Source organism: Streptomyces guryensis (genome assembly GCF_021261325.1).
In the GTDB taxonomy this organism is placed as follows: Bacteria; Actinomycetota; Actinomycetes; order Streptomycetales; family Streptomycetaceae; genus Streptomyces; species Streptomyces guryensis.
On sequence record NZ_JAJSBI010000012.1, the window covers coordinates 186,846 to 209,269 of the forward strand.

Sequence of the window (22,424 nt, forward strand, 5' to 3'; positions counted from 1 at the left end):
GGACCCTGACCGGGGGATGGACAATGTCCCGCAGGTCGGGAACCGTGCAGGAAGAAGACGCGACGCAGCCGGCCGCCGCCCCACCAAGGAACCGCAGCCGGGCCTTACTCAAGACACGCAGGAGCAAGTGGTGATCGAAGAGACCCTCCTCGAGGCCGAGGAGAAGATGGAGAAGGCCGTCGTGGTCGCCAAGGAGGACTTCGCCGCGATCCGCACCGGTCGTGCGCACCCGGCGATGTTCAACAAGATCGTGGCCGACTACTACGGCGCGCCGACGCCGATCAACCAGCTGGCTTCGTTCTCCGTGCCGGAGCCGCGCATGGCGGTGGTGACCCCGTTCGACAAGACGGCGCTGCGCAACATCGAGCAGGCGATCCGCGACTCCGACCTGGGCGTCAATCCGAGCAACGACGGCAACATCATCCGGGTGGTGTTCCCCGAGCTCACCGAGGAGCGTCGTCGCGACTACATCAAGGTCGCCAAGGGCAAGGCCGAGGACGCCCGGGTCTCCATCCGCTCCGTGCGCCGCAAGGCCAAGGACGCCATCGACAAGCTGATCAAGGACGGCGAGGTCGGCGAGGACGAGGGCCGCCGCGCGGAGAAGGAACTCGACGACTCCACCCACAAGTACGTGGCCCAGGTGGACGAGCTCCTGAAGCACAAGGAAGCGGAGCTGCTCGAGGTCTGATGAACGACTCTTCCTGGGGAGCGCCGCCCCACACCGGGTCGCAGGCGGGTTACTGGGGGCCGTCCGACCAGGGACCTGTCCAGGGGGCTGCCCCGGCGGGTCCGGCGTACGATGCGCCCAAGGCGCAGCAGACTCGCCCCATGCCCATCGTGCCCGAGGTACCCGCGTACGGCGGTGACCAGGATGACGACCGGGGGGCCGCTCGGCTGAGCGGCCCCTTGTTCCGCGACGAACCCCTTCAGTCGCCGCCCTATCCGGTGGCGCAGCAGAATCCGGAGCCCATGCCCGACGCCCCCCAGCCGGCGCCCCGCCCGCAGAAGAAGAGCGCGGGCCGCGACCTGGGCGCGGCCATAGGGGTCGGCGTGGCGCTCGGCGTGGTGATCATCGCGTCGTTGTTCGTCGTCAAGGCGGTCTTCGTCGGTGTGATCGCGGTCGCCGTCGTGGTCGGCCTGTGGGAGCTGACCAGCCGACTCCAGGAGCGCAAGGGCATCAAGGCGCCCCTGGTCCCGCTGGCGCTCGGCGGCGGAGCGATGGTCGTCGCCGGTTACGTCCGGGGCACCGAGGGCGCGTGGGTCGCCATGGCGCTCACCGCGCTCGCCGTCCTCGTATGGCGCATGACGGAGCCGCCGGAGGGCTACCTCAAGGACGTCACGGCGGGCGTCTTCGCGGCCTTCTACGTTCCCTTCCTGGCGACGTTCGTGGCGCTGATGCTGACGGCCGAAGACGGCCCGTGGCGCGTGCTGACCTTCCTGCTCCTCACCGTGGTCAGCGACACGGGCGCGTACGCCGTCGGCTGGCGCTTCGGCAGCCACAAGCTGGCCCCGCGCATCAGTCCCGGCAAGACCCGCGAGGGCCTGCTCGGCGCGGTCGCGTTCGCGATGGTGGCGGGGGCGCTGTGCATGCAGTTCCTGATCGACGACGGCGCCTGGTGGCAGGGCCTGCTCCTGGGCCTCGCGGTCGCGGCCAGCGCCACGCTGGGCGACCTCGGCGAATCGATGATCAAGCGTGACCTGGGCATCAAGGACATGGGCACCCTGCTGCCGGGTCATGGCGGCATCATGGACCGGCTGGACTCGTTGCTGCCCACGGCGCCTGTGGTGTGGCTGCTGATGGTGCTGTTCGTGGGGTCCGGCTGACCGGCCCGTGACGCGTGGAGCCCCCGCCCTTCCGAGGGCGGGGGCTCCACGCGTTCCCGGACGATGGCGCACCCGTCGGCCGAGTGGGACGATTCCGGTGTAAGCCCGCAGAGGGGATCTCCCGAACCCGAAGAGGAGGCGCCATGTCCACCATCCACGAGGAGTTCGACGTGGACTGCCGTCCCGAGGACGCCTGGGCGTACATCATCGACCCCTCCCACATGCCGGAGTGGCAGCTGAGCGCGGTCGCCACCGAGCAGCTCGACGACCGCCCCTTCGGACTCGGATCCCGGGTCCGGGTCACCCGGCACGTGGGCCGCCGCGACATTCCGATGACCATGGAGTGCACCCAGTACGAACCGCAGCGCTCCTGGACCGTGCGTGGGATCGACGGCCCCGTCAGGGGCAACTTCCACGGCGAGATCACGCCCATCGACGACGGCCGCCGTACCCACGTGACCATGGACCTCGACTTCGAGGGACACGGCCTCGGCAAGCTCCTGCTGCCCCTCGTCGTCCGCCCCCAGGTCCGCAAGGAGATGCCGCGCAACGAGCAGCTGCTCAAGGACAAGCTGGAGCACACCACTGCCTAGGCAGCCCTGTAGCCGTCGCAGGCCTCCTGGAGGGCTCGCTTTCCCTCGCATTCATGGTGGAGCGGGCCACTCCGCGGGATCTGCGACACTGGTACAGCCATGCCTAAGCCCGGAGAACTCACTTTCGTCGCCCCCCGCGGAGCCAAGAAGCCGCCGCGGCACCTTGCCGACCTCACGCCCGCCGAGCGTAAAGAAGCGGTGGCCGAGATCGGGGAGAAGCCGTTTCGTGCCAAGCAGCTCTCGCAGCACTACTTCGCGCGGTACGCGCACGACCCGGCGGAGTGGACCGACATCCCGGCCGGTTCGCGCGGCAGGCTGCAGGAGGCGCTGCTTCCCGAGCTGATGACGGTCGTACGGCATCTGTCGACCGACCAGGGGACGACGCGCAAGACGCTGTGGAAGCTGTTCGACGGGACGCTCGTCGAGTCGGTGCTGATGCGGTACCCGGACCGGGTGACCATGTGCATCAGCTCGCAGGCGGGGTGCGGGATGAACTGTCCCTTCTGCGCCACCGGGCAGGCCGGGCTCGACCGGAATCTGTCCACCGCCGAGATCGTGCACCAGATCGTCGACGGGATGCGGGCGCTGCGGGACGGCGAGGTGCCGGGCGGGCCCGCGCGGCTCTCCAACATCGTCTTCATGGGGATGGGGGAGCCGCTCGCCAACTACAACAGGGTTGTGCAGGCCGTACGGGCGCTCACCGACCCCGCGCCCGACGGGCTCGGGCTCTCACAGCGCGGCATCACCGTCTCGACCGTCGGACTCGTCCCGGCCATCCACCGGTTCGCCGACGAGGGCTTCAAGTGCCGGCTCGCCATCTCGCTGCACGCGCCGGACGACGAGCTGCGCGACACCCTCGTCCCCGTCAACACGCGGTGGAAGGTGCGCGAGGTCCTCGACGCCGGGTTCGAGTACGTCGAGAAGAGCGGGCGGCGGCTGAGCATCGAATACGCGCTCATTCGCGACATCAACGATCAAGCGTGGCGCGGTGACCGGCTCGGGCGGCTGCTGCGCGGCAAGCCCGTGCACGTCAACCTCATCCCGCTGAACCCGACCCCCGGATCGAAGTGGACGGCGTCCCGGCCCGAGGACGAGAAGGCCTTCGTCGAGGCCATCGCCGCGCATGGTGTGCCGGTCACCGTCCGGGACACCCGGGGTCAGGAGATCGACGGGGCCTGCGGCCAGCTCGCGGCCACCGAGCGGTAACCTGAGCCCGTACGTACATCTTCATATTCCGACAGGGGAGCGCCACAGCGCTGAGAGTGCGGCAACCGGGCCGCAGACCCTCTGAACCTTGCCCAGGTCATTCTGGGTAGGAAGTTCGGTCTTCACTCGAGCTGTTGCGCCCTGCCCGGGAGCCGGTGGAATGCTCCGGCGCTCCCGGGCAGGGCCGCGTCTCTTCCTGGTCAGCCAGGAGGAATTCAGTGCACACCAAGACGTTCGTGGCCGCCGCGGTCGGCCTCGGCCTGATCACGCTGTCCGCGTGCGGGTCCTCGTCCGGCAGCGGGGGCTCGGCGGACTCCAAGACCGTCACCCTCGTCAGCCACGACTCGTGGGCCGTCTCGAAGAACGTCCTCGCGGACTTCGAGAAGCAGTCCGGATACAAGGTCAGGGTCCTCAAGACCGGCGACGCCGGGCAGGCCGTCAACAAGGCCATCCTCACCAAGGACAACCCGCAGGGCGACGTCTTCTTCGGCGTCGACAACACCCTGCTCTCGCGGGCGCTCGACAACGGGCTGTTCCAGTCGTACGAGGCGAAGGGCGCGGACCGGATCCAGGCGCGGTACCGGGTCGACCAGGCCAAGCACCGGGTCACGCCGATCGACTCCGGTGACATCTGTGTCAACTACGACAAGGCGTACTTCAGCAAGCACAAGCTGGCACCGCCCCAGTCGTTCGACGACCTCGTCAAGCCCGCCTACAAGAACCTCCTCGTCACCGAGAACGCCTCCACCTCCTCGCCCGGCCTCGGCTTCGTGCTCGGCACCGCCGCCAAGTACGGCGACACCGGCTGGCAGGGCTACTGGAAGAAGCTCAAGGCGAACGGTGTGAAGGTCGTCGACGGCTGGGAGCAGGCCTACAACGAGGAGTTCTCCGGGTCGGCTGGAGGCAAGAAGGCCAAGGCGGACCGGCCGCTCGTCACGTCCTACGCCTCCTCGCCGCCCGCCGAGGTCATCTACGGCAGCCCGAAGCCGAAGACCGCGCCGATCGGGACGTCGTACGGCACCTGCTTCCGGCAGATCGAGTACGCCGGGCTGCTCAGCAACGCCGGGAACTCCAAGGGCGGGAAGGCGTTCATCGACTTCCTGGTCGGCAAGGAGTTCCAGGAGGACATGCCGCTCAACATGTTCGTCTACCCGGTGATCGAGGGCGCCCAGGTGCCGCCGGAGTTCGTGAAGTACGGGCAGCCGGCCAAGGACCCCGAGACCATGGCCCCGAACAAGATCGCCGCCAACCGTGACCAGTGGGTCAAGTCGTGGACGTCACTCGTACTGAAGTAGCCGTCCGCGCAAGGCGGACGGGGAGCGCGGTGCGGCTCGGCCTGATGGCCGTGCCCGTCGCGTTCTTCGCCGCCTTCTTCGCCTGGCCCGTCGCCGCGATCGTGGCGCGCGGGCTCAAGGTCGACGGGAAGTGGCAGTTCGGGCGGATCGCGGACGTCGCCACGCAGGCCGACATCCGGCACGTCCTGTGGTTCACCACCTGGCAGGCGCTCGCCTCCACCGCGCTCACGCTCCTGGTCGCGCTCCCCGGCGCGTATGTCTTCGCGCGCCTCGACTTCCCCGGCAAGCAGGTACTGCGGGCCGTCGTCACCGTCCCCTTCGTGCTGCCGACGGTCGTCGTCGGTACGGCGTTCCTGGCGCTGGTGGGGCGTGGGGGACTGCTCGACGAGCTGTGGGGCGTACGGCTGGACACCACCGTCTGGGCCATTCTGCTGGCGCATGTCTTCTTCAACTACGCCGTCGTCGTGCGGACGGTGGGCGGGCTCTGGGGTCAGCTCGATCCGCGTCAGGAGGAGGCGGCGCGGATGCTGGGCGCGTCGCCGTTCAGAGCCTGGCGGAAGGTGACCCTGCCGGCTCTCGCGCCCGCCGTCGCGGCCGCCGCGCTGATGGTCTTCCTGTTCACCTTCACCTCCTTCGGCGTGGTGCAGATCCTGGGCGGCCCGACCTTCTCCACCCTTGAGGTCGAGATCTACCGGCAGACCTCGGAGATCTTCGACCTGTCGACCGCCGCCGTGCTCACGATCGTCCAGTTCATCGCCGTCGGCGCGATCCTCGCCGTGCACGCCTGGACCGTACGGCGGCGGGAGACCGCCCTGCGGCTGGTGGACGCGAACGTCACGGCGCGGCGGCCGCGCGGGGCCGGGCAGTGGGCCCTGCTGGCCGGGGTCCTCGGCATCGTCGCCGTCCTGCTCGTACTGCCGCTGGCCGTGCTGGTGCAGCGCTCCCTCGGTGCCTCCGGCTTCGGCTACTACCGGGCGCTGACGCACGACGACGGCGGAACCTTCCTCGTGCCGCCGATCCATGCCGTCGGCAACTCGCTCCAGTACGCCCTCGCCGCGACCGTCATCGCCGTGGCGATCGGCGGTCTGGCCGCCGCGGCGCTTGCGCGCCGGGACGCGGGCCGGCTGGTCCGTGGCTTCGACGCGCTGCTGATGCTGCCGCTGGGCGTCTCCGCGGTGACCGTCGGCTTCGGCTTCCTGATCGCTCTCGACCGGCCCCCGCTGGATCTGCGGAGTTCGTGGATTCTGGTGCCGCTCGCGCAGGCCCTGGTGGGCGTCCCCTTCGTCGTACGGACCATGCTGCCCGTGCTGCGGGCCGTGGACGCTCGGCTCAGGGAGGCGGCGGCCGTGCTCGGGGCGTCGCCGTGGCGGGTGTGGCGGGAGGTCGATCTGCCGATGGTGCGGCGGGCGCTGCTGGTCGCGGCCGGGTTCGCGTTCGCGGTGTCGCTGGGGGAGTTCGGGGCGACCGTCTTCATCGCACGGCCGGACAATCCGACGCTGCCGGTCGCCGTGGCGCGACTGCTCGGCCGGCCCGGCGACCTCAACTACGGGCAGGCGATGGCCCTTTCGACGATTCTGATGGTGGTGTGCGCGGTGGCGCTGCTGGTCCTCGAGCGGCTGCGCACCGACCGGAGCGGGGAGTTCTAGATGCTGCTGAGCCTTGAGGGCGCGACCGTGCGGTTCGGCGGGCGGGCCGTGCTCGACGCCGTCGGCCTCGATGTCGCCGAACACGAGATCGTGTGCGTGCTCGGGCCGAGCGGCAGCGGCAAGTCGACCCTGCTGCGGGCGGTGGCGGGGCTCCAGCCCCTGAACGGCGGGCGGGTGTCGCTCGACGGGCGGGACCAGTCGGGGGTGCCCGCGCACAAGCGGGGCGTGGGCCTGATGTTCCAGGACCATCAGCTGTTCCCGCAGCGGGACGTGGGCGGCAACGTCGCCTTCGGGCTGCGGATGCACGGCGCCGCGCGCCCGCAACAGGACGAGCGGGTACGGGAGTTGCTCGACCTGGTCGGGCTGCCGGGCGCTGCACGCCGGGCCGTCGCCTCGCTCTCCGGCGGTGAGCAGCAGCGCGTGGCGCTGGCCCGCGCGCTCGCGCCCCGGCCCCGGCTGCTGATGCTGGACGAGCCGCTCGGCCAGCTCGACCGCTCGCTGCGGGAGCGCCTGGTCGTCGAACTACGGGAACTCTTCGGGCAGTTGGGGACCACGGTCCTCGCGGTGACGCACGACCAGGGCGAGGCCTTCGCGCTCGCCGACCGGGTCGTGGTGATGCGGGACGGGCGGATCGCCCAGTCCGGTACGCCACTGGAGGTGTGGCAGCGTCCCGCGGACGAGTTCGTGGCGCGCTTCCTCGGCTTCGACAACGTGGTGGAGGGCATGGTGAGCGGGGAGGCCGCGGACACCCCCTGGGGCAAGCTGCCGGTGCCCCAGGACGCCCCGCAGGGAACGCGCACGCTGCTCGTGCGGCCCGCCGGTGTACGGCTCGTCCCCGCCGACGAGGGCCTGCGCTGCACGGTGGCCGCACGCACCTTCAAGGGCACCCATGTCGCCGTGCAGGTGCAGCCGGAGGAGGCGCCGCGGCTGGAGGCGGCGGTGGCGCTGCGCGAGGCACCGGAGGTCGGGGACGCGGTCGGGGTGGAGTTCGACCCGGCCGAAATCGTGATGCTCGGCTGAGGGCCCGCGGCCGGAGGCCGCTGATGGATGCGTCGCATAGGGTGCGCCTGATGACACTACTTACGCATGATCGCTACTGCGACGAGATCGCCCATCAGGTGGAGCAGTTGAGGGCGGTGGTGACGAGCGGCGCCGATCTGGCCGCGAAGGTGCCGACCTGCCCGGACTGGACCCTGGAGATGCTCGTCCTGCACATGGGCGGAGTCCTGCGCTGGTCGGGGACGCTGGTGCGGACCCGGGCGCAGGAGAACATCCCCGACGAAGACGTGCCGCGCGGTGACGGCCCCGAGGCCCAGGGGGACGCCGCCGCCCTCGACGCCTGGCTGGCGGAGGCCGGTGAACTGGCCGTGGGCGCGCTGCGCGAGGCCGGGCCCGACGCGAAGGTGTGGGGCTGGGCGGGACCCCAGACCGCCGGCTTCTGGGCCCGCCGCATGTCCCACGAGATCACCGTGCACCGCGCCGACGCCACGCTTGCCGCGGGGCTGCCGTACGACGTCGCCCCCGACATCGCCGTCGACGCGATCGACGAGTGGCTGCAGATCCTGGGATGGGTCGGGCAGGAGGAGGGGAAGGAGGCGCCGGTCGGCGCCGGAGAGAGCATTCACCTCCACGCCACCGACGCCGCGCCACAGGCGAATGCCGAGTGGCTGATCGAGGGCACCGAGGAGGGCTTCGGCTGGCGCCGCGGCCACGAGAAGGCGACCGTCGCGCTGCGCGGGCCGCTCACCTCCCTGCTCCTCGCCTTCTACACCCGACTGCCCCTGGACAGCCCGGAGTTGGAGATCGTCGGCGAGCGGAAGCAGCTGGAGTCCTGGCTGGAGCGGGCGACCTTCGGGTGAACGACTGCGGCCCGTCCCCCGGGGATACGGGGACGGGCCGCAGAGGTGTTCCGCGAGAGGCGTCAGCGGCTGCTGTTGGCCCCACGACGGCGCATGCCGAAGAAGACGGCGCCGCCGCCGACCACGACCAGCGCGCCCGCGATACCGGCGATCAGGCCGGTGTTGGAGTTCGCACCGGTCTCGGCGAGGTTCGAGTCACCGGCCGCCGGGGACGGGGCGTTGGACGACGTGGTCGCCGGGGCGGTGGTGCTGTCCGAGGCCGACGGGGTCGGGCTGGGGGACTCCGAGGCCGGGGTGGAGGCGGACGGAGTCGGCGTGGGCGATGCCGGCGGCGTGGTCTCGCCCTTCGAGCAGCCCTCGGCCGGGGTGGTCAGGATCGGGGTGTCACCGACGTTGCGCTTGCCCGCGGTGACGTTGATGCGGTACTCGGACTTCGGCGCCCAGTCCTCGTTGAAGGTGATGGTGACACCCTCACTGGAACCCGTGACGTCCTGCGAACCGATCTGCTTGGCGTCGGCGCCGTTGGCCTCCAGGTACAAGGTGACGGTCGCTTTGGTACCGGAGAAGTCCTTGTCGGTGACGGTGATGACGCCTTTGCCGCCGTCGCACTTGGCTTCGGCGGAGAACTCACTGATGCTGCAGGCGAGCGCGGAGCCCGCGGCGCTCAGCGCGAGCGCGGAGGACGCGGCGGCGACGCCCAGGATCTGCACGGAACGACGTGCGGTACGGCGAGTTATGGACACGTTTGCCCTTCACGGGATGCGCAACTGCGGGGGGTGACGAGAGACGTGAAGCGACAGTGGAGGTGAAGCCTCACACTCCCCAGGAGAATCAAAGGTTTATAAGCGTTCGATAAGTAATGTCAATGCGCAAGCGTACCTGGCGCGTTGGCTTTGCACTCTTATTAACCGCCGATGCGTTTCAACGCCTCCGGAGCCTCCTCGATTCGGTCAACGAGGGTGATACGGGACTCCATCGGCCGTTCCCGGGCGAGTGACTGCAAGAGGGGCCAGGCCGGCAGGCGCTCCGTCCAGTGCGCGCGGTCGACCAGCACCATGGGCGTCGGCTCGCCGCGCGACTCGTAGTAGTTGGGCGTCGCGTTGTCGAAGATCTCCTGCACGGTCCCGGCGGCGCCCGGCAGGAAGACCACACCCGCGTTGGAGCGGGCCAGCAGGCCGTCCTCGCGGGTGGCGTTGGCGAAGTACTTGGCTATGTGCGAGGCGAAGGGGTTCGGCGGCTCGTGGCCGTAGAACCAGGTGGGGATGCCGATCGAGTGGTTGCCCTTCGGCCAGCGGGTGCGCACCTCGAAGGCGGCGCGCGCCCAGTCGGTGACCGAGGGCACGAACGAGGCCGACTTCGCGAGGAGTTGGCAGGCCTCGTCGAGCATGTCGTCGTCGTACGGCGCCGCGTAGGCGCCCAGGTTCGCCGCCTCCATCGCGCCCGGACCGCCGCCGGTCGCCACGGTGAACCCGGCGCGGCTCAACTCACGGCCGAGACGCGCCGCCCCGGCGTACGCGTCCGTCCCGCGCGCCATCGCGTGACCGCCCATGACGCCCACCACCCGGGCGCCGCGCAGCAGTTCGTCGAGGGCGTCGGAGACGGAGTCGTCGTGGACGGCGCGCAGCATGGAGGCGAAGATGTCGCCGTCGGCCTTGGTGCGCTGGAACCAGGTGTAGGCGAGCGCGTCCGGCGTCTGCTCGTACCCCTTCTCCAGCGAGGCGAACAACTCGTCGGGCTTGTAGAGGTGCCCGCGGTAGGGGTCGAAGGGCAGATGCGGGACGGGCGGGAAGACCAGGGCCCCGTCGGCGCGGATCTTCGCCGCCGCGTCCTCCCGCATCGGGCAGCCCAGGAAGACCGCCTCGGCGGTGTCGGTGGTGAGCAACTCCCTTGTACGGTCCGTCAGATCGACGCCCTGTACGCGGTATCCGGAGAGGGTGCCGCGGGCCGAGACGGTCGCGTCGAAGTCCTCGAGCGTCTCGATCTCGCGGTCGTCGTGGTGGGCCGCATGGGCCGGGCTCGTCTGCACGGGCCCATGCTAGGCACGCCGTTCGCCGGGGCTTTCGGTCAGCCCTGGACGGCCGCCGGGTCCATCCACACGACCTCCCAGCTGTGGCCGTCGAGGTCGTCGAAGGAACGGCCGTACATGTAGCCGTGGTCCTGGACGTCGGAGTTGGCGGTGCCGCCGGCCGCGACCGCCTTGTTCACCAGCTCGTCGACCTTCTCGCGGCTCTCGGCGCTCAGACAGATCAGCACCTCGCTGGTCTTCGTCGAGTCCGCGATCTCCTTCTTGGTGAAGTCCGCGTACCGCTGCTTGCTGAGCAGCATCGCGATGATGGTGTCGCTGATCACGACACAGGTGCAGTCGTCGCCGCTGAACTGCGGGTTGATCGTGTAGCCGAGCTCCGTGAAGAACTTCTTCGACGCGTCGACGTCGGCGGTGGCCAGGTTCACGAAGATCATCTGCTGGTACATGCGGTCTCTCCCATCGGGTGTGTGTCCTTCGAAGGGGTAGACCGGGGGCTCGCGCGGAACTCATCGGTTCCCGGGAACTTTGGTCGTACGAGTTCTCAGCGGGCCAGTGGCAGGGCCGCCAGCTCCGCCACGATCAGGGTCAGCGGGCCGAACAGGGCGAGCAGCGCGCCCGCCCGCAGGGCGGCGGCACTGCGCAGCATCGTGGCGGGGGCGCCGAGGCGCAGCAGGGCGGCCGTGGTGTCGGCCCGGGCGTGCTTGGCCTCCACGGCGGCGGTGAGCAGCGTGGCGACGGTGCAGCCGGACACCAGGAGCGTGCCGAGCGTGGTGAGGGGCCCGAAGACGGGGGCGTGCGTGTCGTACAGCGCGGCCATGGCGTACGTGCCGGAGGCGACCGCGCAGACGATGCCCAGTGGACGGCCGATGCGGGTGGCTTCCTCCATGAGGACGCGCCCGGCCAGGAGCCGGAGGACGCCGGGGCGCGCCGCCTGGAGGAGGCGGCCGCAGAGGTGGGTCAGGCCGGGGCCGGCGACGGCGAGGCCGAGGGTGGTGAGGACCCAGCCGAGGAGGACCGTGGGGGTGCCGACGGCCAGGCCACCGGGGAGGCGGGGAGCGGGCCCGGCCGACGCGCGGGTCGCGTAGGCCTGCACGGCCAGGCCCGCGGTGAGGACGGCGACGCCCCAGGGCAGGCCCGCGGGGGCGCTGCGCGGCGCCGGGGGCTGAACCGGGTGCGGGGCGGGCGCGGGGGGCTCCGGCGTCGGCTGCGCGGGGGCGGGCACCTCCGCGGGCGGCGGTGCGGCATCAGGAGCCGCGGCAGGAGGTCGCGCCGCGCCCCGCGTGCGTGCGCCGAAGCGGCCGTACGTTCCGAAGGTCTCCCGTGCCACCGTCCGGCCGTAGGCCCCGAAGCGGCCGTAGTGCCGTGCCACCGCCCGTGCCGCGGCCGGCCTCGCGTCCCGCGGGAGCAGGACCAGCGCCACCGTCGCCGAAGCGACCGCCGGGACCAGCGCCAGCAGCGTCAGGGCCGCCGGGACGGGCAGCGGCTGGCGCGCGGCCAGGAACACCGAGGCCGCGCCGTCGAACGGGATGCCCGTGAGGTCGCCGCGGAGGTCGAGGAAGACCAGAAGGGCCAGCAGCGAGCCCAGCGTGCAGGACAGGGCCGTCGTCATGGCCGATACCGCCATCAGGCGGACCGGGCCCAGGCCGAAGGCCGAGAGGCCGGAGCGGGGTTTCGTGGCGGGATCGGTGCGCGCCACCGCCACCGCGAAGTGCACGGTGGCGGCCAGCGGGGTCAGACACCAGGCGAGACGGAGGGCCGAGCCGCCGGGGTTGTCCGGGTGGCTCATCGCGTAACCGAGGGCGCACAGCAGGAGGAAGCCCGTGCCGGCCGACGCCACCGCCACCAGGAGGCGGCGCAGCTGGACCGCCGGGTGGGCGCCGCGGGTCAGACGGAGAGCGAACACGCCGTCCGGCCTTCCGTCTCGGTCACCGGGGGCAGATGGACCGTGTTCACGCACCTGCCGTCCAGCAGCGACAGGGTGCGGTCGGCGATGGCCGCGGTCTCCGGGTCGTGGGTGGCCACCACGACCGTGATGCCGTGCGAACGGGCCGCCGTGGTGAGCGTGCGCAGGACGTGGGCGCGGTCGGCGCGGTGCAGGGGGGCCGTGGGCTCGTCGGCGAAGAGGACGGTGGGGCCCTGGGCGAGGGCCCGGGCGATCGACACGCGCTGGCGCTCGGCCTGCTTCATCTCGTGCGGCCGCCGGCGGGACAGGTCGCCGACGTCAAGGCGTTCGAGCCACTCCAGGGCGGCCGTCCTGGCACGCTCGCGGCTGGTGCCGCGGAGCATCAGCGGGAGGGCGGCGTTCTCCCAGGCGTTGAGCTCGGGTACGAGCGCGGGGGCCGGGTCGATCCAGCCGAAGCGGTCGCGCCGCAGCCGCTCCCGGGCCGTGGGGGCCATGGTGTGGACCGGCACGCTGTTGAACCAGACCTCGCCGCGCTGGGCGCTCACCAGACCGGACAGACAGCGCAGCAGGGTCGTCTTCCCGCTGCCCCGGGGGCCGCTGACGGCGAGGATCTCGCCCTCCCGGACCCCGAACGAGACGCCGCTGAGCGCGGGCGAGCCGTCACTGTGCTGGAAGTGCAGTGAGCGTGCCCAGAGCACGTCGTTGTCCGGCGGGGCCTCCATGGGCGTACACCTCGGTTCGGATCTGTGGTTCCCGTGATCTTTGTTCCCCCGTGCGGGGGAACGAGGACAGGGCCGATCGGTTACCAGGCACGCTAAGGAGCGGGGGGCCCGACACAGGACAGCACGCGGCCCGGGGTGCACCCTTCTCACTCGTACGGGTGCACCCCGGGCCGTATAAGCCGTCTAACCGCCGGAAGCTAGAGCTTCGTCCACGCCTCCGTCAGGGTGGCGCGCAGGATCTGCTCGATCTCGTCGAAGGTCTCCTGGTTGGAGATCAGCGGCGGGGCGAGCTGGATGACCGGGTCGCCGCGGTCGTCGGCACGGCAGTACAGGCCGTTGTCGTACAGGGCCTTGGAGAGGAAGCCGTACAGGACGCGCTCGGTCTCCTCGTCGTTGAACGACTCCTTGGTGGCCTTGTCCTTCACCAGCTCGATGCCGTAGAAGAAGCCGTCGCCGCGGACGTCTCCGACGATCGGCAGGTCGTGCAGCTTCTCCAGGGTCGCGCGGAAGGCGCCCTCGTTGTCGAGCACGTGCCGGTTGAGGCCCTCGCGCTCGAACAGGTCGAGGTTGGCGAGGCCGACCGCGGCCGAGACCGGGTGGCCGCCGAAGGTGTAGCCGTGCAGGAAGACGTTGTCCTCCTTGTAGAACGGCTCGGCCAGGCGGTCCGAGACGATGCAGGCGCCGATGGGGGAGTAGCCCGAGGTCATGCCCTTGGCGCAGGTGATCATGTCCGGGACGTAGCCGAACTTGTCACAGGCGAAGGTCGTGCCCAGGCGGCCGAAGGCGCAGATGACCTCGTCCGAGACGAGCAGTACGTCGTACTGGTCGCAGATCTCGCGCACGCGCTGGAAGTAGCCGGGCGGGGGCGGGAAGCAGCCGCCGGCGTTCTGCACCGGCTCCAGGAAGACCGCGGCGACCGTGTCCGCGCCCTCGAAGAGGATCTGCTGCTCGATCTGGTCGGCGGCCCAGCGGCCGAAGGCCTCGGGGTCGTCGCCGAAGAGCGGGGCGCGGTAGATGTTGGTGTTCGGGACCTTGTGCGCGCCCGGGACCAGCGGCTCGAACGGGGCCTTCAGGCCCGGCAGTCCGGTGATCGACAGGGCGCCCTGCGGGGTGCCGTGGTAGGCGACCGCGCGGGAGATGACCTTGTACTTGGTGGGCTTGCCGACCAGCTTGAAGTACTGCTTGGCGAGCTTCCAGGCGGTCTCGACCGCCTCGCCGCCGCCGGTGGTGAAGAAGACCTTGTTCAGGTCGCCCGGGGCCTCGTCGGCGAGGCGCTCGGCCAGCTCCACGGCCTTCGGGTGGGCGTAGGACCACACCGGGAAGAACGCCAGCTCCTGCGCCTGCTTGAAGGCGGTCTCGGCGAGCTCCGTGCGGCCGTGACCGGCCTGGACCACGAACAGACCCGCGAGACCGTCGAGGTAGCGCTTGCCCTTGTCGTCGTAGATGTAGGTGCCCTCGCCGCGCACGATCGTCGGGACGGGGGAGTTCTCGTACGAGGACATGCGGGTGAAGTGCATCCACAGGTGGTCGTACGCGGTCTTGCTGAGGTCCTTGGAGCTCACGGTTATCGGGTCCTCACGGTTATCGGGTTCCCCACATGTAGGTCTGCTTCTTCAGCTTCAGATAGACGAAGCTCTCGGTGGAGCGCACGCCGGGCAGCGCCCGGATGCGTTTGTTGATGACGTCCAGCAGGTGGTCGTCGTCCTCGCAGACCACCTCGGCGAGGATGTCGAACGAGCCCGCGGTCATCACCACGTACTCGACTTCCGACATGGCGGTCAGCGCTTCGGCGATCTTCTCCACGTCGCCCTCGACGTTGACGCCGACCATCGCCTGCCGGCGGAAGCCCACGGTGAGCGGGTCCGTGACGGCGACGATCTGCATCACGCCCTGGTCGAGCAGCTTCTGGACGCGCTGGCGCACGGCCGCCTCGGACAGGCCCACGGCCTTGCCGATCGCGGCGTACGGCCGGCGGCCGTCCTCCTGGAGCTGTTCGATGATGGCGAGGGAGACGGCATCCAGATGGGGAGTGCCGTTCCTGGGCTCGCGGGACGAGTCCCTCTGCTCTGCGCTTCGACTGGCCACGACCTCACTGTGCACGACGTCTCGACGGTTCCGCAAGGGCGGACCGATGAAATTCGTTGTTTGCGTGACTGAGACCTGCGGATTTCGCAGCCTCGATACGACTGGGGGTGTTGAAAACGTGGGAACGCGGATTAGGGTGGTGTCTCAGTCATTGGACACCCGAACAGGTCAGACCTGACAGGAGGCCGGCAGTGAGCACCGAGCTGCGTCGTCTGCGCAACTACATCAACGGTGAGTTCCGGGACGCCGCCGACGGACGGACCACCGAGGTGGTCAACCCCGCGACGGGCGAGGCGTACGCGACCGCGCCGCTGTCGGGCCAGGCGGATGTGGACGCCGCGATGGCGGCCGCGGCCGCGGCCTTCCCGGCCTGGCGCGACAAGACCCCCGCCGAGCGCCAGAAGGCTCTGCTGAAGATCGCCGACGCGTTCGAGGAGCGGGCCGAGGAGCTCATCGCGGCCGAGGTGGAGAACACGGGCAAGCCGATCGGACTCACGCGGTCCGAGGAGATCCCGCCGATGGTCGACCAGATCCGCTTCTTCGCGGGCGCCGCCCGGATGCTGGAGGGCCGCTCGGCAGGCGAGTACATGGACGGGATGACGTCCATCGTCCGCCGCGAGCCGGTCGGCGTCTGCGCGCAGGTCGCGCCGTGGAACTACCCGATGATGATGGCCGTGTGGAAGTTCGCCCCGGCGATCGCGGCGGGCAACACGGTCGTCCTGAAGCCGTCGGACACCACCCCCGCCTCGACGGTGCTCATCGCCGACATCATCGGCTCGATCCTGCCCGAGGGCGTCTTCAACGTCATCACCGGCGACCGCGACACCGGCCGGCTGATGGTCGAGCACCCGACCCCGGCGATGGCGTCCATCACCGGCTCGGTACGGGCCGGTATGTCGGTCGCCGAGTCGGCGTCCAAGGACCTCAAGCGGGTACACCTGGAGCTGGGCGGCAAGGCGCCGGTCGTCGTCTTCGAGGACACCGACATCGCCAAGGCCGTGGAGGACATCTCGGTCGCGGGCTTCTTCAACGCCGGCCAGGACTGCACGGCGGCGACCCGCGTCCTCGTCCAGGAGGGCATCCACGACGAGTTCGTGGCGGCGCTCGCCAAGGCGGCCGCCGAGACGAAGACCGGGCAGCCGGACGACGAGGACGTGCTGTTCGGCCCGCTCAACAACCCCAACCAGCTCAAGCAGGTCACCGGCTTCATCGAGCGGCTGCCCGCCCACGCCAAGGTCGAGGCCGGCGGTCACCAGGTCGGCGAGAAGGGCTACTTCTACGCCCCGACCGTCGTCTCCGGGCTGAAGCAGGACGACGAGATCATCCAGAAGGAGGTCTTCGGTCCCGTCATCACCGTCCAGTCCTTCACGGACGAGGACCAGGCCGTGGAGTGGGCCAACGGCGTCGAGTACGCGCTCGCCTCGTCGGTGTGGACCAGGGACCACGGCCGTGCGATGCGCATGTCCAAGAAGCTGGACTTCGGCTGCGTGTGGATCAACACGCACATCCCGCTGGTCGCGGAGATGCCGCACGGCGGGTTCAAGAAGTCCGGCTACGGCAAGGACCTGTCGGGGTACGGGTTCGACGACTACACGCGGATCAAGCACGTGATGACGTCGCTGGACGCCTAGCACCTACGACGTGACACGCGGCCCCGGAGGGATCAAGTACCGTCCGGGGCCGCGCCGTTCCTCCTCCGTGACGGTCAGGGGTGCCGCACGCCGGCGGTCAGGACGGCCACGGGCGCGCCGGGCTGATCGACAGGGTGTCCGGCCGGTGCGGAGGTACTCGACGCTGCGTCGATTGTCGGCGTACACGCAGGGGCGGCATGCTTCGGCAATGCCCCTCACGCCGAAGACCTCCGCCCCCTCCCGTCGGTCCCTGCTGCGCGCGCTGGGTGGTGGCACGGTGCTGGGCGGCCTGGCCGGCTGTGGGGTGCCCGCCGCGTATGTGCGGCCCGGCCGGCGTGCCGTCGCCGATCTGTCCGCCAGTGACAAGCGGCTGACCTGGGCGAACTGGCCGCTGTACATCGACACCGACGACGCCCACCCGAACCGGCGGCCCACGCTGGACGCCTTCGAGGAGCGCACCGGGATCTCCGTCGAGTACACCGAGGAGATCAACGACAACGACGAGTTCTTCGGCAAGATCAGCCCCGCCCTGATGAACCACCAGCAGACCGGCCGCGACCTGATCGTCATGAGCGACTGGATGTGCGCGCGGTTCGTGCGGCTGGGGTGGGTCCAGGAGATGGACCGGGCCAAGCAGCCCAATGTGGCCAAGTACATCGACCCGCAGCTCCGTTCGCCCGCCTTCGACCCGGGCCGCAGGTACTCGGTGCCGTGGCAGTCGGGCATCACCGGCATCGCGTACGACCGCCGCCGGCTCGGCCGCGAGATCCGCCATGTCTCGGACCTGTGGGCGGACGACCTCAAGGGGCGGGTGACCCTGCTGTCCGGCCTGGACGAGGCGTTCGCGCTGCTGATGCAGGGCAACGGCGTCGACATCACCAAGTGGACGGCGGCCGACTTCCACAAGGTCTGCGACCAGGTCGAGAAGTACGTCGCGGGCGGCCGGATCCGCCGCTTCACCGGCAACGACTACACCAAGGACCTGGTCAGCGGTGACGTCCTGGCCTGCCAGGCGTACTCCGGGGACGTCATCCAGCTCCAGGCCGACAACCCGCACATCCGCTTCGTCGTGCCCGAGGAGGGCGCGGAGCTGTGGGCCGACTCCCTGATGATCCCGGACCGTGCGGTCCACAAGAGGAACGCTGAGCGGCTCGTCGACTACTACTACGCGCCCGAGGTCGCCGCCGAACTCGCCGCCTGGGTGAACTACGTCTGCCCCGTCCCGGCCGCCCAGGACGTCCTCGCCGCCGCCAAGGACAAGGACACCGCGGCCCTCGCCGAGAACCCCCTGATCTTCCCGGCCGCCGAGATGCGCAAACGGCTCGTGATCGCCCGGGACATCACGTCGACGGAGCGGGTGGAGTTCGCGAAGAGGTGGAACAGGATCGTGGGGTTGTGAGCGGGGATGCAGACGGCTCCAGCGGCGTTTGATCGGTCCCAGAACTCGTCCGGCGCCGCTCTTCCGGGTCGAGCGGATACCAGAGGCAGAGGTCGCCGCCGGCGTTGTTGCGGTGCTTCGACGGGACTCCCGGCTTGGCGTGAACACGCGGGAAGTTCTCGGGCCGCCGGCCGTGGGTGGGGTAGGCGGGTCCGCGTGGAAGCGGATCCGGGCGTCGATGCGGCCGGGCTCTCCTATGACGTCGAGGCCGGTGAGTTCGTACGGCAGTGAGTCGCGGCGGTACGAGTGGCGCAGTGCGTCACCGAATTGGCGGCGGGTGTCTCGTTCGAGCGGGGCCCACCATGCCGTGACGAGGTCGGCGGACCGGGGTGAGATCGATCGACGCCGTTTCGCATGCGAGCGGTGCACGGCAGGTCGTCGAGGCGGTCGATCTCGTGGTGGATGAGGAGGGAGAGGCCGCCCGCCACGGCGCGCCGGGTCCGAGAAAGGGGGGCGGCACCGGTGGGACAGCCGGTGCGATCGAATTCACAGTCGCGGAGGTTCGGCGGCTTCTGGCAGCTTGTCGTCCCCGACCGCCTCACCTTGGTGGCCACCGGGGGCGATACCGCTCCCTGAGCTGGTCGAGCGGGCGCCGTCCACGCCAAGCGGTCGCACGCCGCCGTCACTACCTGCGACGGGAACTCCTGCTGGAGTATCAGCCGGTACTGGATCAACCGGTGGCCAGGGTCAGGCCGTAGGCCTGAGTATCGGGTTGACGGGCTGGAACCGCCGCCCCCGCGTGTGCCGCTCTGGCATGGCAGAGCAACTCGTCCGCGTGGCGCGCCGAGGCATGCGGACGCCGGCACATCAGCTGACGCCAGCCAGCTCGGGCCGGGCTGTCGCCAGTCGGTCGACCAGTGCGCCCAGGAAGGGACCGTGGGTCGCCCCCAAGTGCAGTTCGCTGTCCTCGCGCGCCGCGGTCGCGAACCGCAGGGCGTCCTCCTGCAGTTGACGCATCGCAGGCAGCGGAACTCGGCTCCGCTCCAGCACCAGAACACCCAGCGGGGTCGGCTGTACGCCTTCCCGGCCCCGCTCGAAGAGCTTCCCGCCCACGGCGGCTTCGATCCGTTTCAGCCGGCTGGAGAACGCCGATTGCGCCAGTCCCAGGCGGTCCGCCGCTCTGGTCACGCTTCCGGCATCATCGATGGCCCGGATCATCCTCAGGGGCGAAGAACTGACGAGAGCTCGGTTCGTGGACGACGTCGTGCAGGACCGCCGAAGCAGCGACCAGATCACGGCGTCGTGACGGTGCCCGTTCAGGTGCGCCAACCCCGCAGATGCTCTCCGGGAGGAATCCCGCCTACGAGGTCGCGGGCCCGCCACACCGTGCCATGCCGTCGGCTCCCAGCCGCACCAGGGGTTCGAAGCGCTCGGCCACCACATCGCCGACCATGTGTTCCCGCATCCGGGCCAGGAAACCGATTCCCCGCTCCGCGCGCCTCCGGACCGGTCCCGTAGAACCGGTGGCGCACGTCCTTTGCTCGTTGCCTGCTGTTCGGGGGGCCGCGGGAAGTCTGCCCGGAGGAACCTGAGGATTCGGTGAGGCGTCCCCACCAGGGCACGGACGCCGCGTCAGGGCCGCGTCCGGTCCCGGACGGGCACGCTCAGGAGGAACCGGGACCCGCCGCGGGCGCCGGGGACGACGGTGAGCGAGCCGCCGTGCGCGTGGGCCACCCAGGCGGCGATGGACAGCCCGAGGCCGCTGGAACCGGAACCGCTGTGGAAGCGTTCGAACAGGGACTTCGCCTGGCCTGGCGGTATGCCGGGGCCCGCGTCGTCGACCGTGACGGTGCCGTCCGCGGTGACGGTGATCTCGACGTCGGCGGGCTCACCCGGAGTGTGGCCGTGGGTGAGCGCGTTGCCCAGCAGGTTGGCGACGGCACGGCGCAGCAGTCCCGCGTCGGCGAGGACGACCACGGCTTCGGCCCGGACGGCCACCCGGTGCCCGTGCGCCGGGGTGTCGGCGACGACGGCATCGACGAGCTGGTCGAGCCGCAGTGGCTCCCGTTCCAGCGGGACGGCGCCGGCCATCAGCCGGGCGCGGGTGAGCAGGTCGTCGACCAGCTCGCTCATCCGGGTGGACTGGCGCAGTGTGCGGCGCAGCACTTCGTGGCTGTCCGCCTCCCCGCGCAGGCCGGTCTCGGCGAGCAGCCGCATCGAGGTGACGGGGGTGCGCAGGTCGTGGGCGGCGTCGGCGAAGAAGGCCTCTTGCTGGGCGAGTGCCGTGAGCGCCGGCCGCACGGCGCGTCCGGCGAGCCAGCGGCCGGCCATGGCCGAAACGGCTACCAGGACCGCACAGGCGATGGTGAGGAACAGCGTCAGCCGCCTGTGGCTGTCCAGGTGCCCGGAGGTGTCGACGGCCGCGACCACCACGGCGTCCGTGGTGCCGGCCGGTCCGGTGACGGGCTCGGCGGACAGGCGCAGCCGGCGGCCCTTCGGCGTGGTCGCGGTGCTCAAGGCGCCGTGTTCCTCCCGGGCGGCCTCGACAGCGGCCTCCTGCAGGGCCTCGGCGGGGACGGCCAGGCAGGGCCGGCGCGGTGAGACCACGCGGGACACGTGCCCCCCACCAGCGGTGAACAGGGTCACCGGGGGGCAGTCGTACCCACCGTCCTTCGGGGTCGGGTATGCAAGGACACCGTCCTCATCAGGGGTGAGGCCGGCGGCGATATCGCTGGTCCGCGTCTGCAGGTCGGAGTCGACCTGGTCGCGCCAGGACGCGCCGTCAGCGTGCACCGCGAAGACCGTCATGCCGATCAGGCCGAGTGCGCTCACGAGGGTGAAGAGCAGGGTGATGCGTCGTCGCATCCGGTGGATCCGGCCGGTCGGCGTCGGCGGCGTCCGGCGGCGTGTCCGGCCCGCCGCCACGCGCAGTCTCATGCCGGGGGCTCCAGCCGGTACCCGATCCCGCGCACGGTGTGGATCAGCGGCGGATCGCCCAGCTTGCGACGCAGCTGGGAGACCAGGACCTCGACCACGTTGGAGTTCGGCTCGGTCAGCTCGTCCCAGCAGCGCTCTGTGAGCTCGGTGCGCCGTACGGCCTCGCCGGGCCGGGCGGCGAGAACTTCCAGCACGGCGAACTCCTTGACGGTGAGCGTCAGCAGGACGCCGTCGCGGTGGACCGTGCGGCGGGCCGAGTCGACCTCCAGTCCGCCACAGCGGACCACCGACGGCCGGACCGCGGTGGTTCGCCGGCACAGGTTCCGCACCCGGGCGACCAGCTCCGGGACGGCGAACGGCTTGACCAGGTAGTCGTCGCCGCCGGTGGCGAAGCCCTCGACGCGGTCGGCGACGGAGTCGCGCGCCGTGAGGAAGAGGACCGGTACGGTGCTGCCGTCCGCCCTCATCCGGTGCACGTACTCCGCGGAGTCGCCGGACGGCAGCATCCGGTCGAAGACGACACAGTCGTAGCCGGTGATGTACAGCGCCTCGTCGGCGGCGGGGAGGTCCCTGGCCTCGTCGACGGCCAGCCCTCCGCCGCGCAGTGCGGCGGCCACGGCGAACCGCAGGTCATCGTCGTCCTCGACCACCAGTACGCGCATGTCGGCCAGGATAGGCGTCGACAGGTGCTGGGGCGTCGGCGAGGACATGAATGCGCTCACAGGCTCCGGTGGCTTCCTGTCGTCCCCCGTGAACCCTGTCGTCACCGCCGAGCCTCTCCACCATCGACGGGTCTCCCCGCCCACGTCGAACCATGGGGCGGGGTGGCGGTGCCTCTCCGATGACCAGGGGGACGTCTCCTCGGAAGACACCGCCACTCATCGGCCCACGACCGCCAACGGCTCCGGACCGAAGGTGTCGGCGGCGCGACTCTCCGCCCGTGGGGGACCGGAGGCCGCTGCTGCCGACACGCACGATCATCACAGGGGAAACCTGAGCTTTCGGTGAGCTCTGCCGCCTTCGCCTGCCGCCGCCGCCCTGGACGCCGACCCACCGGGCCCATCGCGCGACTCGCGTCATCCGGGCAGGGGAGCGTGGTGAGCCGGTGGTGCCGCACGCCCGAGTCCGCCGTTGCCCGGCTGCGGTACCGACCGCCAGGGTCGCCGCCAGTGCGAGAGCCGGCAATCCGGCCCGACGCGCCCGGGGCCCGGCCGCTGCCGAAGCATGGCTCCGCAGCCCGGCCGGATCAGGTCCGTGGAGCCGCACCGGGTCATCCCTGGCCACCACTGCTCGCACGCGGCTGTGCGTCACAGCCGGGC

Annotated in this window: 20 protein-coding genes; 10 read left to right on the forward strand and 10 right to left on the reverse strand. The window is 70.6% G+C overall.

Annotation, left to right across the window (positions count from 1 at the left end; genetic code table 11):
* The first annotated feature begins 130 nt into the window (after window positions 1-130).
* From frr to LJ657_RS24540, 8 genes are all read left to right on the forward strand, one after another.
* On the forward strand, window positions 131-688 hold the full coding sequence (frr, locus tag LJ657_RS24505) for a ribosome recycling factor (protein WP_030943211.1): 558 nt from the start codon (window positions 131-133) through the stop codon (window positions 686-688).
* Window positions 688-1,824 (forward strand): phosphatidate cytidylyltransferase, encoded by a 1,137-nt coding sequence (locus LJ657_RS24510; RefSeq protein WP_232650889.1) that lies wholly within the window; start codon window positions 688-690, stop codon window positions 1,822-1,824. The genes frr and LJ657_RS24510 overlap by 1 nt, the downstream gene beginning before the upstream one ends.
* A 143-nt stretch (window positions 1,825-1,967) precedes the next feature.
* Complete coding sequence (locus tag LJ657_RS24515) at window positions 1,968-2,417, forward strand: SRPBCC family protein (protein ID WP_232650890.1); 450 nt, start codon at window positions 1,968-1,970, stop codon at window positions 2,415-2,417.
* A 99-nt stretch (window positions 2,418-2,516) separates the two neighbouring features.
* Complete coding sequence (gene rlmN / locus LJ657_RS24520; RefSeq protein WP_232650891.1) at window positions 2,517-3,623, forward strand: dual-specificity RNA methyltransferase RlmN; 1,107 nt, start codon at window positions 2,517-2,519, stop codon at window positions 3,621-3,623.
* Window positions 3,624-3,841: 218 nt separating this feature from the next.
* The gene (locus tag LJ657_RS24525) at window positions 3,842-4,918 is read left to right on the forward strand and encodes a thiamine ABC transporter substrate-binding protein (RefSeq protein WP_232650892.1); all 1,077 of its coding nucleotides are present in this window, start codon (window positions 3,842-3,844) and stop codon (window positions 4,916-4,918) included.
* Between the two features lie 44 nt (window positions 4,919-4,962).
* Entirely contained in the window at window positions 4,963-6,564 is a 1,602-nt protein-coding gene (locus LJ657_RS24530) for an ABC transporter permease (RefSeq protein WP_232650971.1), read from the forward strand.
* On the forward strand, window positions 6,565-7,584 hold the full coding sequence (locus tag LJ657_RS24535; protein ID WP_232650893.1) for an ABC transporter ATP-binding protein: 1,020 nt from the start codon (window positions 6,565-6,567) through the stop codon (window positions 7,582-7,584). It abuts the gene before it with no gap.
* Window positions 7,585-7,634: 50 nt separating this feature from the next.
* Window positions 7,635-8,423: a maleylpyruvate isomerase family mycothiol-dependent enzyme gene (locus LJ657_RS24540; RefSeq protein ID WP_232650894.1), complete on the forward strand. Its 789-nt coding sequence runs from the start codon at window positions 7,635-7,637 to the stop codon at window positions 8,421-8,423.
* 62 nt (window positions 8,424-8,485) lie between these two features.
* Here the strand turns inward: LJ657_RS24540 and LJ657_RS24545 are convergent, their stop codons facing one another.
* The 7 genes from LJ657_RS24545 to LJ657_RS24575 form a co-directional block, all read right to left on the reverse strand.
* The gene (locus LJ657_RS24545; RefSeq protein ID WP_232650895.1) at window positions 8,486-9,166 is read right to left on the reverse strand and encodes an LAETG motif-containing sortase-dependent surface protein; all 681 of its coding nucleotides are present in this window, start codon (window positions 9,164-9,166) and stop codon (window positions 8,486-8,488) included.
* A 161-nt stretch (window positions 9,167-9,327) separates the two neighbouring features.
* Window positions 9,328-10,449: an LOG family protein gene (locus tag LJ657_RS24550; protein ID WP_232650896.1), complete on the reverse strand. Its 1,122-nt coding sequence runs from the start codon at window positions 10,447-10,449 to the stop codon at window positions 9,328-9,330.
* A gap of 38 nt (window positions 10,450-10,487) precedes the next feature.
* Window positions 10,488-10,895 carry a VOC family protein gene (locus tag LJ657_RS24555; RefSeq protein ID WP_232650897.1) on the reverse strand — a complete coding sequence of 136 codons (408 nt, stop codon included), beginning with the start codon at window positions 10,893-10,895 and terminating at the stop codon, window positions 10,488-10,490.
* Between the two features lie 95 nt (window positions 10,896-10,990).
* Window positions 10,991-12,352, reverse strand: coding sequence for a hypothetical protein (locus tag LJ657_RS24560; RefSeq protein WP_232650898.1), 1,362 nt, complete (start codon window positions 12,350-12,352; stop codon window positions 10,991-10,993).
* A complete protein-coding gene (locus tag LJ657_RS24565) occupies window positions 12,334-13,074 on the reverse strand; it encodes an ABC transporter ATP-binding protein (protein ID WP_232650899.1) in 741 nt (246 codons plus the stop codon). The genes LJ657_RS24560 and LJ657_RS24565 overlap by 19 nt, the downstream gene beginning before the upstream one ends.
* A 197-nt stretch (window positions 13,075-13,271) precedes the next feature.
* Window positions 13,272-14,636, reverse strand: a complete 1,365-nt coding sequence (locus tag LJ657_RS24570) for an aspartate aminotransferase family protein (RefSeq protein ID WP_308117080.1) — start codon at window positions 14,634-14,636, stop codon at window positions 13,272-13,274.
* A 19-nt stretch (window positions 14,637-14,655) separates the two neighbouring features.
* Window positions 14,656-15,174: an Lrp/AsnC family transcriptional regulator gene (locus tag LJ657_RS24575; protein ID WP_232650900.1), complete on the reverse strand. Its 519-nt coding sequence runs from the start codon at window positions 15,172-15,174 to the stop codon at window positions 14,656-14,658.
* A 176-nt stretch (window positions 15,175-15,350) separates the two neighbouring features.
* On the opposite strand from LJ657_RS24575, the gene LJ657_RS24580 reads away from it, so the two are divergent.
* Both LJ657_RS24580 and LJ657_RS24585 read left to right on the forward strand, forming a co-directional pair.
* Window positions 15,351-16,790, forward strand: a complete 1,440-nt coding sequence (locus LJ657_RS24580; RefSeq protein WP_232650901.1) for a gamma-aminobutyraldehyde dehydrogenase — start codon at window positions 15,351-15,353, stop codon at window positions 16,788-16,790.
* 208 nt (window positions 16,791-16,998) lie between these two features.
* On the forward strand, window positions 16,999-18,189 hold the full coding sequence (locus LJ657_RS24585) for a polyamine ABC transporter substrate-binding protein (RefSeq protein WP_232650902.1): 1,191 nt from the start codon (window positions 16,999-17,001) through the stop codon (window positions 18,187-18,189).
* A gap of 846 nt (window positions 18,190-19,035) precedes the next feature.
* On the opposite strand, the gene LJ657_RS49030 is transcribed toward LJ657_RS24585, so the two are convergent.
* From LJ657_RS49030 to LJ657_RS24600, 3 genes are all read right to left on the reverse strand, one after another.
* Window positions 19,036-19,611, reverse strand: coding sequence for a LysR family transcriptional regulator (locus tag LJ657_RS49030; RefSeq protein WP_372487962.1), 576 nt, complete (start codon window positions 19,609-19,611; stop codon window positions 19,036-19,038).
* A gap of 189 nt (window positions 19,612-19,800) precedes the next feature.
* On the reverse strand, window positions 19,801-21,105 hold the full coding sequence (locus tag LJ657_RS24595; RefSeq protein WP_232650903.1) for a sensor histidine kinase: 1,305 nt from the start codon (window positions 21,103-21,105) through the stop codon (window positions 19,801-19,803).
* Window positions 21,102-21,767, reverse strand: coding sequence for a response regulator transcription factor (locus LJ657_RS24600; RefSeq protein WP_232650904.1), 666 nt, complete (start codon window positions 21,765-21,767; stop codon window positions 21,102-21,104). Before LJ657_RS24600 ends, LJ657_RS24595 begins: the two co-directional genes overlap by 4 nt.
* Window positions 21,768-22,424: the final 657 nt, after the last annotated feature.